Source organism: Variovorax ureilyticus, from assembly GCF_037889935.1.
Classification (GTDB): domain Bacteria; phylum Pseudomonadota; class Gammaproteobacteria; order Burkholderiales; family Burkholderiaceae_C; genus Variovorax; species Variovorax ureilyticus.
In genome coordinates, this window is the sequence record NZ_JBBKZU010000018.1 from 1 (window position 1) to 11839 (window position 11839).

Here is an 11839-nt window from a genome sequence, read left to right on the forward strand (position 1 = left end):
GCGCGCCTGGCGATCGCCGCGGAGGCCTGACAGATCAATAATGCAACCCTCGTCCTGCCTGGAGGAATTTGAGTGTCCACGGGTGGGGGAGTTTGAAGTGTCGATCGGGGGGACCAGGACCTGCGCCGGGCCGAGGAGCGGCATGCGGCGCAGGAAAAGCGCATGCTCGAGGAGGTCGACCGCGCTCGCCAGTTGGTGAAACAACTTGATGCTGGGGGCGCCAAGGAACAGCAACGCCGCATCCAGAGCGAGGAAGCCGCGGCCCAGACGCTGGAGGCCGGGCGCCGGATGCTCCGCGAGACGCAGCAAGCGGCGCAACAAGTCGAACGCGAGCTTCGCGATCGCCTCGCCGATCAGGCCAGCCTGCTGGCGCAGGCCCAGTCGCAAGCCTCGACGCTGCAGCAGCGGCTGGATGACGTTGAACGGCACTTGAGCGAAGAGAAGACCGTGCACGAAGCCACGCGAGGGTTGCTCGCCGGCGCCCTGGCCGTGCCCAGCGCGGGCAAGCCGCCACCAAAGACGGCTGCTCGGCGAGGCAAGGCGTCATCACCCCAGCGCGAGTGAGGAGAGAGCTTCATATGCACGCGCTAAGGCGGTGACGTCACGAGCGCGGCGATGAAGGGCCACGCGAGCCGGGGGGAACAACTTAGGCGGCCAAGCACATCACCAAGGACGGCCAGATTGATGACCGTATCGTGATCGAGGGCGATGCAAAGGAAATTGCCTTCAAAGTCTAGGGCCGAACCGTTTGAAGGCCCACTGACAATCGACAAGTCAAGCGACTGTTCCAATGATATTGATTCCAATGCCATGCGGATTTTCAAGCGGTGTCCCGGTCTGGACGGGTTCCGATCCGACAGATCTGGTGATGGCCCTTGGCCAGACCGCGCGGAGACATGGGCTTCTATGACGGACTCCTCATCCACCACTCAGTTCACGACCAATTCACTGGCACGTTCCTCCAGAATACGCGCACGTCGTCCACGGTACGCCGACGACCTAGACGCAGTTCGTAATACAGCCCGGCGACACGGTCGCGCGCATAGAGCCCACGCCACTAGGTCACGGTGCTGCGGTTCTTGCTCACCGGCTGCGTTACATCGGTGCTGGCGTTGCCCGGCCCCCCTGCACGCCAGAACGAGGTGCGCCCTCAGCGTCAGCACGGCAGGCAACGAACGTGACCTCGCCATTGAACTCAATTCGGCACGTTCGACATCAGTGGGCGCAATCTCGGTGCGAATGTTTGCATTGGGCATGTCGACATCTCCAAGGATGCCTCAAGCCAAGCAGTTTTGACGGGACAGGGCACTAGATCAATGCAGACATGCCGGGCTTCTGATGACCATCCGGCTCCGCTTCACTTTGATCGAAGTCATCCATGGGCCGAACTTCTAGACATTTATCATGCATAGCAACCTCCAATTAAAACTAGACCTTCACGAGCCGAATCAAGCCCGCACCAAATCCTTGTCCTTCCAAATCGTACACGCCCGAATACCTAACATCAAACTGAGGTAACTCTTTTTTTATCCAGGCGAGAAACTTCTCGACGTAGTAGGCCCGAAGGGTCAAACCAATTTTTCCTGTTCTATGATCAAAAAGAACGTGTTGCTGAACGAACGAGGGAACGTTGTCGGATCGTTGCGAATGAATTCGGGCTTCAAAATCATCTAGGACGGTGCTAAAGGAAATACCAAGTTGCCGCGCAATTCCATGGGCTATGAAGACCCTCCGTACATGCGACTGAAGGTACCTTTTGTAAGGATCGAAATTCCAAGGCTTGTTTGTTACCGCTATATCGATTAATAGTTCATCTTTGGACTCCATGTGACGAGCAGCCATCAACAAAAAGCTCTCCGTCCCGCAATCCAAATTTCCCAGCGTGTTGCCCAGGATAGAGAATAAGCGCGGCGATTTTGTAGCACTATTGATGTGTTCAAAGATGAAATCCTGTCCGTCTTCGAAGTCCCCGAGCAAACCAAAGGGGACGGTTATTCCGGCCTCGCGAAGTCGGCTGGCGGAGTGGTGGATTAGGCTTTCGCTTATATCGACAGGCACGTATTCAATGGCTCGACGACGCCCGCGGAGTTTTTTGCATATCTGAGTGTCGCGCCGTCCGTCACCAGGACCGAAGGAGATAAAGCTTTGCCATTCCGAGTCGGCCAATGCTTCAACCGTGTAAAGGTCCTCTGCATTTCTTGAGTTTTCCGTAAGTACGCTGCTGAATTCTTCGTTTGCATATGCCAGCCACGCTCTTGCCCCTTCGGTGCTAGAATATAGCGCGCGCTGATGCCAATCTGAGGGGAGTTGATTCGAGTTAATTTTTTGAGCCACATTCGAATCTACTTTCACATGAATACAGTTTGGATGATTTTTTACAGGCGCACCCGCTACGTCTGCTTGGCTACTCTCCACTCCTTTTATCTCTGATGTCTTTCCGCCTGCCGGGCCAAGTGCTGCCCGGTTACGATCGGTGGCAGATTGGTGTGTCTCATCCTGTGCATTCGAGCGCTTAGCGGCGGGATCAGAAACGCCTAGCCGACTGACCACCTCCCCGATTGCAACGCAAGCGGGGCCAAGCGCAGCTTGCCAGTTACGGTCTGTGCGGTCTGCGTCGTATGTTGCGGGGGACAAGCCGAGAAGATCACTCGGCAGATGCGAAGAGTCAACGCGCGGAGCAAGGATGAAACACCTCTCGCGACCAAGGCGTCCGACAAACATTCCAAGCTCGAAAATCACGTTGTCCCGTACCGTCTTATGTTCTTTACCACGCATGAAGAGCACATCGTCTGGTCCGAAGACAAAGATGCCAAAGTCCGTCTTGAAGAGGGCATCAGCGAGTGCTTCCAGGCTGTATTTGGAAGGTGTGAAAACCCCTTGGGTCCACACCGTGATCTCAGCTACGCGCTCCAGGTTGGCATGAACTGCGTACGCGATGTCCAGTTTTTCACTAGACGAACCGATGAACAGTCGTGGCTTCATTGCTTGCCCCACGGGAAAAAGGTATGTTCTCGTACTAACGCCCGACCGAAATAAGAACCGGCCAGCGACAGTTGTTAGGCTCAATCGCGAGCAGATTCTGGATGGCAACCTGAGGCATTGCAAGCACCGGCCGAGAAGCTTTGCTGGGAATTGGCACAGATTTTGTTTAGTCGGGGGTGGTCGTACGCAGGTGATAGACGAGCCTCGTCCTGCCAGAGACCGAGCCGGTAAATTGGCTGCCCTACGTTCTGGAGCCGGCCATGTCTTCCTTCGCCTGGGTTTGATCGGGCCAAGAGGCTCCTTCCGTCCCGGCTGAGCGAGTTTGACCGTGAGCACTTCTTCGAGCTTGGATCGGCGGACGTTGAAACGATCACGGAGCAATTTCGAGCCCAGCCATCGCTTGCTCGCTGCCTTGATGGTGCTGTTCCTGAAAAGGCCGAACTCCGACTTGAGAACTTCAAACTCGGGCACGCCAACATTCTTGGCAGCGCTTCGCCGCGGGTGCCGGGAGGCCACGTTCTGCCCGCTGAGCGAACTCCTGACGATGCACACGTCGCCGGAACTGGCGTACCTGGAAGCCAAGTGGGCGGCGCAAGTCTCCTTCGCATCGGTCAGGGCGCTGCTGCAGGAGGTGCTGCCGATCGAACATGGATTGCATCAGGAGACCATCCGCCAGCACGTTCTGGCCACCGCCGAGCGACTCGAGGCGCAGCTTGGCCCGGAACAGTTCGCTTACGACGGCGGCTCCCAGCGCGAGATCGAAGCTTCGCCGGAGCCTGCCGCCCCGATCACGGTCGGGCTGGATGGAGGGTACATCCGAGGCCGCGACCGCCTGCCTGGCGCCAACGGTTGTTTCGAAGTCATCGCCGGAAGGAGCATTCCGCAAGAAGGTGCGGCCAAGGTCTTCGCCTTCGTTCATCGAGTTGACCAAAAGCCCAAGCGGCGGTTGCGCGCCGTGCTCGAGTCGCAAGGCATTCTCCCTCGTCAGCACATCACCTTCCTTTGTGACGGCGGCGACACGGTGCGCGAGCTCGGCGCATTCGTGCACCCGCGATCCGAGCACATCCTGGACTGGTTCCATGTCGCCATGCGCATCGAGCAGCTCCTGCAGACAACCCGAGGACTGCAAGGCTCAGAGAGGGAGCATCTCCTCAAGGACATCGAGCGCGTCAAATGGTTCTTGTGGCATGGAAACGTGCTCCACGCCGAAGGAGCCTTGTACAACCTGCTTGAGGACATTGCCGATGCACGTGAGGAGCAGCGCAAGGCGGGACTGCCGAGTTCAGTCGTGCTCAAGAAGCTTGATCGGGCGCTGGACGAATTCGCGACCTACATCGACAACAATGCCGGCGCCATCGTCAACTATGGGGAGCGGTACCGATGCGGGGAACGGATTTCCACCGGCTTTGTCGAGTCCGCGGTCAACCAGGTGATCGCCAAGCGGTTCGTGAAGGAAGAAGCCGCAGATGCGCTGGACGCCGCGGGGAGCACATCTGCTGCTCCAGGTTCGTACCCAGGTCCTGAATGACGAACTACGAGCGTCCTTCGAGAGGTGGTATCCGCGCTTCGGCGCTCAGGTTCAAGCGCCGCTCGCAGCGTAGCCGCGGAAGCAGAGTGCTGCACTGCACACCCCCAAGAAATGGATGGACTACAGACATCCCCAAGCCTGGCGCCGCACGCCGTCCAGCGGCCCGTAAGACGAAATAGTCGGCCGGCGATTCGGTTGGCCTATACGCTCTCCTTCACGACGATTGAGCCTTCCCAGCTTCAGGGATGGATGCCTGGCCTGGTCACTTTTCCTCGTGGTCAAGTCGCCGTAGACCGCGCCCCTATTGCACGTGGTGACCGCAGTCATTCAGACCGATCTGCACGAGCAGGGGCGAGCATATTTTGTGAACCAATCCGAGCAGTCCCTGCGGGAGTGCGAATCAAGGCGCATCATGGGTTGATGAATATCCAGCTCGGTTTTGAAATCGCCTACCAGTTTCCCCAGCCGACGCCGATGATCCTGACCCTCAGCATTCATTACTCGCGCGCCTCGGATCTCCTGCGCCCGGACCTTCTGCTCACGAAGCCGGCCGTGCCCACCAGCGCGTACCGCGATCTGTTTGGAAACTGGTGCACACGCCTGGTCGCACCCGCGGGCCGCTTTGTACTGAGTACGGATACCGTGATCCACGACAGCGGCGCGCTGGACATCGTCGTGCCCTCGGCACTGCAGACGCCGGTGGAGTACCTGCCCGAGTCCACCCTGCTCTACCTACTGGGTAGCCGCTACTGCGAAACCGACCTGCTGTCCGATTTTGCTTGGCAGCGCTTTGGGGCTGGACCGACCGGCTGGGGCCGCGTGCAGGCGGTCTGCGATTTCGTGCACCAGCATATCGAGTTCGGCTACCAGTACGCCCGGCGCACCCGGTCGGCCTTTGAAGCCTTCAAGGAAGGGCAAGGCGTGTGCCGCGACTATGCGCACCTGGCGATCACCCTATGCCGCTGCCTGAACATTCCGGCCCGCTATTGCACCGGCTACCTCGGCGATATTGGGACCCTGCCGCCGTACGGCACGATGGACTTTGCGGGCTGGTTCGAGGCTTTCCTGGGTGACCGCTGGTACACCTTCGATGCGCGCAACAACGTGCCCCGCATCGGCCGCGTGCTGATTGCGCAGGGGCGCGACGCCAGCGACGTGGCGTTGTCCAGCACCTTCGGCCCCAACGAGTTGGACGGATTCAAGGTCTGGTGCGACGAGGTTCAGTGATCGAAAAGGAACGCAGCGAACTCTCCGTGGCAGGGCCCCAGGGTGGCCCCAGCGGCCCGACTGACACCAGCGGCCCCAGGGGGCGAGCGGATGGTGGCATGTTCGGCCAGGGGCCCCTTGGGGGGCGTCGGCTTGGCGCGGGCGACGAAGGAGTGCTCACGAATTTCTCTGGTGGGAATTGGTCCGCCCTATTGGTTCCAAGGGTCCCTGTGGTTACGCTCGGCATTTCACTGCACAGGGCCGACGATGAAGGTCATTCACGACGACGAGCCAGCGACCCCACCGGTTGCCGTGGAGCCTGTGCTGCTCCGAGAGCCCCTGGTCGCCCGAGCGCCTGAAGTTCCCCAAGCGCCCGTGGTGCCCAAAGCGCCAGTGGTTCCGGCGGCGAATCCTGACGACTTCCCATTCAGCGCCCCCTGGTGGGTGCGGTATCCGCTGGGAGCGCTTGTGATGTATGGAGCGTGGTACTGCGCCTTCGAGTGGCAATCCACCCAGATCCCGCTGGCCCATTGGATCTTCGCGGGCATGCTGGCGATCATCTCGCTCGGTCTCGTGCGCGAACTCTTCCTTGGCATACTAGTGGCCGTCGTGGTTGGCCTTTTGCTCTGGGCAGGAGGTGCAGCCATCGCTGCTCTACCAGTGAGCGTAGCCGTCATCATCGGCGCGTTGATCATTGCCGGAGCGATGAAGAAGTAGCCAGGACCCCACGGTCCCTCCAGGAAGCCAGCAATCGAGCCAGGAGGAGTCTGGACTTCGAGTTGAAGTTGACCCGATTTCGCGGACACCCGATCCTTACCGAAGAAGAGCAGATTCATCGCAGTTGCGCGTGTTCATTGTCTGGAGGCAGGGATGATTTCATTGCAATCAAGGCTGCGCGATCGATGCGGCGCGACCATGCGTACGTTCGCGATGCTTTTCCTTTTGACGACGCATGTGGTGTTCGCGGGCGCGCAGCCTGCGACACCACAGTTGAAGGCGCAGTCGTCTTCTCAAAGGATCGCACTCGTCATTGCCAACTCCGCCTATGCCGACCCCAAGGACGTGCTCTCGGGCGCCGCCCGCGACGGCAAGGACATCAGGGACGCGCTTGAGCGTCTCGGGTTCACCGTCAGGCTGGAGCAGAACGCGACTCGCGAAAAAATGAAGTCGGCGATCCTACAGTTTCAGGGCGCGCTGCAGTTCGCAGGACCGAGCAGCATCGGGTTCCTGTACTACGTGGGGCACGGCGCCTCGGACCCCGCAGGCAATTCAAACTACCTGATCCCGGTGGACGTGAAGGGAGTCGGCTCGGTGGACGTCGTGAAAGACGGACTCTCCGTCAATGCCGATGTCACGCGCGTGTTGCGGGCGATCGAACCTCATTCTGCGATCGTCGTTGTCGTCGATGCATGCAGAACGCCGTCAACGGAACGGGGCAACGGAAGTTCCTCGCGTGGAGTTCCTGCGTCCGTCGCGCGGATGGCCGACCCGGAGAAGTTTGATGATCTCGGTTTCCTTCTGGCCAATTCGACCAGCGAGGGAAAGCCTGCCTCCGATGGCGGCGACTACGCGAGAGCACTGACTGCAGCGCTTGAAACCCGCGGCATATCCCTGGAGGAGGCATTCGATCAGGCGCGCCGGAAAGTCATCACCTCCAATACTTCACAGCGTCCGATCTTTAGATCGACGCTGACGGAGCGGATCTGCCTCATGGGCTGCCAGAGCGTTGGCAGCGGTCCCGATGCGTTCGCAGTCCTCAAGTCGGCGGTGGAGGTCCGCGCGCTCGGAGACGTCGGGCAGGTGGCCGCGGCCGGTCAACTGGTCAAGGAAGGAAAAAGCCTTGCCGGATTGGATCTGCAGGGCGTCTTCCTCGGTCACGCCGATCTTCCTCACGCCGACTTCAGTGGCGCGCTGCTCGGTGGCGTGGATCTGACCGGGGCGACTCTCAGTCGGGCCAAGCTTGCCAAGGCCGACCTGCGTTTCGCGCGCATGAAGGGTGTGGTGCTCGATGACGAAGCAGACGCCGCGTCCACACGGTTCTATTTCGTTGCGGCGGAGGACGCACGTTTTCCCGGACTCGTCGCCCCGCAGAGCAACTGGTTTGGGGCGTCTCTGCGCAACGCGAACTTCGGCGGCGCAAAGCTCGCGGGTGCGAGCTTCATGGCCGCCGACTTGCGTAATGCCGATTTTCGCGGCGCCGATCTTCGTGGCACATACTTCAGCGGTGCCAACATCATCGGCGCCCGCTTCGACGGTGCGACGCTTGGCAACACGGATGTCACATCCGTTGTCGGCGAGGTCCGCCAGTTCAGCTCGCAGCAGCAGAATCTCCTTTGCGCGAGTTCGGGATCGAGGGGTCTGCGGCTGACGGTGCGCCGTGTCTCTAGGAACGCGCAATCCAGCACCGGATACCGCTATGAGACGTTGATGGATAGCTGGCTCATGGTCAGCGACGGATTCCAGTACATCGACCGTTGCACGGCAGGCGACCCGCAACCCGCCGGATCGATTGTGAGCTACCAGGAAGGGGCGGGACGAGCGCTCAACTACCAGCAGACCTTTGATCTGCCGTACGAAGTGTTCGGGTCTGCTCAACGCGAAGAGGATGCGATAGCACGGGCGCAATCCCTAGTGAAATTCTCGAATGAATCCCACAAGGACGGGCCGATCCTGCGCTTGACCGGCAATGAGCACCAGGCGCTGCTGAAGGCTTTGCAGCAGAATGTGAACGAGACCCGGCTTCTCACCGACGCTAGATTGGACGCGGACGCCTTCGTGATGTATGGACTCAAATTCCATCCGGACACGGACGTCTTCGGAAACTGGAGTGACATGGCTGGCAGTTGGCTCGGCCGTGAAAGCTCGCAGCAGGACAGTCACCCCAATCGATGGTCGGTCTTCTATCCGCCGAAGACCGACTCGTCGCAACTGGCAACGCCCCACGTTGAAGTCTTCAAGCGCTGGACCATCGCCCGCGCCAAGGCCTGTCCCTCAGAGGTGACCCTGCTGCTTCCCGATGTTGAGGGACTGCGCACGGACATCTGGTATCCGAAGGCGCCTCCCGCTGGCGAGGAGGCTGCCCTGACCCTCAGGCCCATGAAAAAGATCGCCGTGGGCGACAACTACTACAGTACGCAGGCAAGGTCCCTAATACGGCCCGATGATAGGCATCTCATGGTGTTCGGGGGGCCGCCGGGTGTGTCAGTATCGGTAAAGTTTCCACGTCCGCTCGACGACTATGTGGTTGAAATTTCGCGCAGCAGATTGGCAGAGCTCAAGGGAAAGCGGATCGGCGCGCGTGTCCGCCTCCGGATTCGCGATGCGACCGTCGTGAGCAACGGGGAAATCCGCGGAGAGATTCTCGACGGCGATTTGCTCGATCTGAAGCTGCTCGGCGAAGACGGCAAGGCCCTGAACTGAAATCGCTCGCGTCCGACTGAGGCGCCATTGACTATCTTGGCGGAATCGCAGGTGCCTCCGCCAAGATACTCTCGTAGAGAAGGGAGGCTGGAAACTGTGTCGACGCGCTGGCTTGAAGCAGAGCGATCGCCTGGAGGCGCCATGTAGGTCCGCCCTCGCGCCAGAGCCACATGGCCCAGGCCGCGCCTTCTGGGTCGGGCTTCCACGTTTTGCCGGCCGCAATCCAGTCCGGTCTGGGGAGTTCGGGCGCAGTCGCCCGCCGGAAATTGACTCCCGCACTCTGACCTGCGCTGTCGACGACAGCCAGCCGCGTGATCGTCTTCGTCCCTTGGTCAAGCGGAATGGTGCAGTCGCCGCGCTCGCCCACCGGAAGCGTCGCAACCACGGTCGCCTGCATGTTCTGCCCCTCGCAGGTGTAGGGCGCAAGCCCGGCGCGCCAAGCCAAATGAACCGGAACCTCGGCCGCAACGACCTGTCCCGAAAGCCGCCGCAACGCGTTGATGAGACGCAGCGGCTCCCTGATGTTCGACTCCTGTCCATTGCGAATGTTGGTACGGATCTCAGCCTTCAAGGGTGCCTGCAAGTCCCCTGCAGCATCCCATGCCGCATCCACGTACTGACGAATCGCCAGAGCAACGGCCGAGGCACCGGAGGGAACGACATGCGTTTCGCCTGCCTTGACGAGAACGCGCTTTCCCCCTTCGAGTAGCTCAACGGTTGCATCTGTCTGCTTGTCATCGAAGACGAGGGCTTGGCGATCGCACAGGACCGCATTTTTGCTCACGCGCGTCTTCACGCCGGTGGCGGGATCGAGCCTGAAGACTTCCAAGTCCGGCGGATCCACACGGGTGATCATGGCCCGGGCTGTGAGCCAACCTGTCTTGCAGGGCGGCTCCGCCGCGTGGGTCGCATCACCCTTCGCACCTGCAAGAATGACCAGCAGTCGCGCTGCTGCCTGCAACATGGACGGTCCTGGAACGGATCTCACGGCGGTTCTCAATGAGGGTCGCGTGCGGAGGAGGGCAGCAGCACTTCTTCGACGAGATGCTCCAGCCAGTGTAAGGCGTCAGCAGCCTTCTCCACGTAGACATCTACTGCGATGGCGAGCACCGGAATAAGGACGTCCAGCGCCGGAATGGCGGTGTCGGTGCTGTAGGACATGTAGACGGCGACCAGGCATACTGCCGCGAGCGTCACGAGATGCAAAGCCAGGATTGGTATCGCTCGCAGCACCGCCCCTGGCAAGGACCTGAACCTAGCTTTCCACTTGGGCTCGTCGCGGTTTGCCTTCAGCTCATGAATACACTTACCGCGGAGCCAGGCCGTCAGGCAGAAGTAGGCCAGCCACAGCAGGCTGCACACCAGCACGATTCGGATCTTCTTGACGAGTAGTTGCGGAAGCGATTTGTCGTGGTTGTGCGGATAGAGCTCGAAACTCAGCATGGCATTCACCATCACCTCTGCACCCGACATCTCACCAAGCGGCGTGTTGTGGCGATCCCTCCGATCCGGATTGGAGCCGCCTATCACAACGACCTTGCCCATGTAAGTGTCCGCGCGTGAGCAGTCGGAAAGGGGGTTCCAGAAATTCTCGCCCAAGCATCGGTTGTAGGCGGGCGCGTACTGGAACAATGCCTCTCGCCGGTGGGCATTCGTGTCGTCCTGATGCGTCTGAAGCGAAGGCAGGGTGTACACGATCCGTGGTGCGTTGTCTTCGGCCGCCGGGCCAGCGCTGCTGCAGCGCTCGGGGCGGCCGTCCGAGGCGTGTGCGAGTTGAGCCGCGAGCCAAGGCACGCTCTCGACGGGCGTGCCTTCCGGAACGATTGTCAGGCACTTCGGGTATCGGCGAACTGTCGAGTCAGGGACCGGAAGAGAGGCGGCCGCGTACAGCCCGTCTGCAGGAGCGGGTTTCAGCAAGCGCTCTCCCTCGAGGCGGACAAGTTCCGGCGACTGCCGGGGCTTGGCCCGCACCAGAGAGTCGACCCAGATCACAGGCACCTTGCGTCGGGTTCCAGGCGCAGCCCCGAGGACATCCGCCAGCGCCTTGTCTTCCGCCGAACCGATGACATCTGATTCTCGATTGAGCAGGATATCGATCACGATCGCGCGTGGCTCGAAGCGTTCAAGCTTCTGGACGAGTTCCGCCAGCATGTATCGATTTACCGGCCTCGCCGAGCTGCAGTTGAGGAAGACCGCGGACCTGCCGTTTGCGGACGATTCCTCCGGTGGCCGCTGGCCCAGTCGGTATCGAACTGCGTCAGCCTTCGCCAGCGCCGCACAGGTTTCGATCCCGGCGCTCCGGCTACTGCTGTTCGCATCTCCTTCGATGCCCGGATCGATGTCGAGGAACACATAGCTCGAAGTGCCGAAGCCCTGCTGACCGCCTCGGCCTTGGTCGCCGGCGCGATCCGAAGGCAATTCGTCAATCGTGCGGAAGCGATGAAGCAACGTGTTCAAGCGCAGCCCGAGATCCTGTCCGTATTCCTGAAGATCAGAAAGAACAGTCGATCCCAGCGTGACCAGCACAATCGCTGTCATGGCGGCGAGTGCAGTGCCAGTGATCCATTTCACGATAGCATGGCGCAGCCACAATGGCATTCCGCCTCTCGGCTCGCGTGCGGCGGGCTCGTTCAACGGAGCAATTGAGGAGGGCATCGGGCGAGATTAGCAGACGACAACTTCGCCAAGGTAGCGAGAGTGCGG

General features: G+C 60.5%; 8 protein-coding genes. 5 read left to right on the forward strand and 3 right to left on the reverse strand.

Annotated elements, in window-relative coordinates:
- Positions 1-162: 162 nt before the first annotated feature.
- Positions 163-564: a hypothetical protein gene (locus WKW77_RS29270; RefSeq protein WP_340360410.1), complete on the forward strand. Its 402-nt coding sequence runs from the start codon at positions 163-165 to the stop codon at positions 562-564.
- An 864-nt stretch (positions 565-1428) separates the two neighbouring features.
- Here WKW77_RS29270 and WKW77_RS29275 read toward each other — a convergent pair.
- Positions 1429-2982, reverse strand: a complete 1554-nt coding sequence (locus tag WKW77_RS29275; RefSeq protein WP_340360411.1) for an L-histidine N(alpha)-methyltransferase — start codon at positions 2980-2982, stop codon at positions 1429-1431.
- 328 nt (positions 2983-3310) lie between these two features.
- Between WKW77_RS29275 and WKW77_RS29280 the strand changes: the two genes are divergently transcribed.
- From WKW77_RS29280 to WKW77_RS29295, 4 genes are all read left to right on the forward strand, one after another.
- A complete protein-coding gene (locus tag WKW77_RS29280; RefSeq protein WP_340360412.1) occupies positions 3311-4510 on the forward strand; it encodes an ISKra4 family transposase in 1200 nt (399 codons plus the stop codon).
- A gap of 420 nt (positions 4511-4930) precedes the next feature.
- Positions 4931-5737, forward strand: a complete 807-nt coding sequence (locus WKW77_RS29285) for a transglutaminase-like domain-containing protein (protein WP_340360413.1) — start codon at positions 4931-4933, stop codon at positions 5735-5737.
- A 246-nt stretch (positions 5738-5983) separates the two neighbouring features.
- Complete coding sequence (locus WKW77_RS29290) at positions 5984-6433, forward strand: hypothetical protein (protein ID WP_340360414.1); 450 nt, start codon at positions 5984-5986, stop codon at positions 6431-6433.
- A 153-nt stretch (positions 6434-6586) separates the two neighbouring features.
- A complete protein-coding gene (locus WKW77_RS29295) occupies positions 6587-9136 on the forward strand; it encodes a pentapeptide repeat-containing protein (protein WP_340360415.1) in 2550 nt (849 codons plus the stop codon).
- Between the two features lie 31 nt (positions 9137-9167).
- Here the strand turns inward: WKW77_RS29295 and WKW77_RS29300 are convergent, their stop codons facing one another.
- Together WKW77_RS29300 and WKW77_RS29305 are read right to left on the reverse strand one after the other, a co-directional pair.
- Positions 9168-10100: a hypothetical protein gene (locus WKW77_RS29300; protein WP_340360416.1), complete on the reverse strand. Its 933-nt coding sequence runs from the start codon at positions 10098-10100 to the stop codon at positions 9168-9170.
- Positions 10101-10132: 32 nt separating this feature from the next.
- Positions 10133-11734: a CHASE2 domain-containing protein gene (locus tag WKW77_RS29305; protein ID WP_340360417.1), complete on the reverse strand. Its 1602-nt coding sequence runs from the start codon at positions 11732-11734 to the stop codon at positions 10133-10135.
- Positions 11735-11839 lie beyond the last annotated feature (105 nt).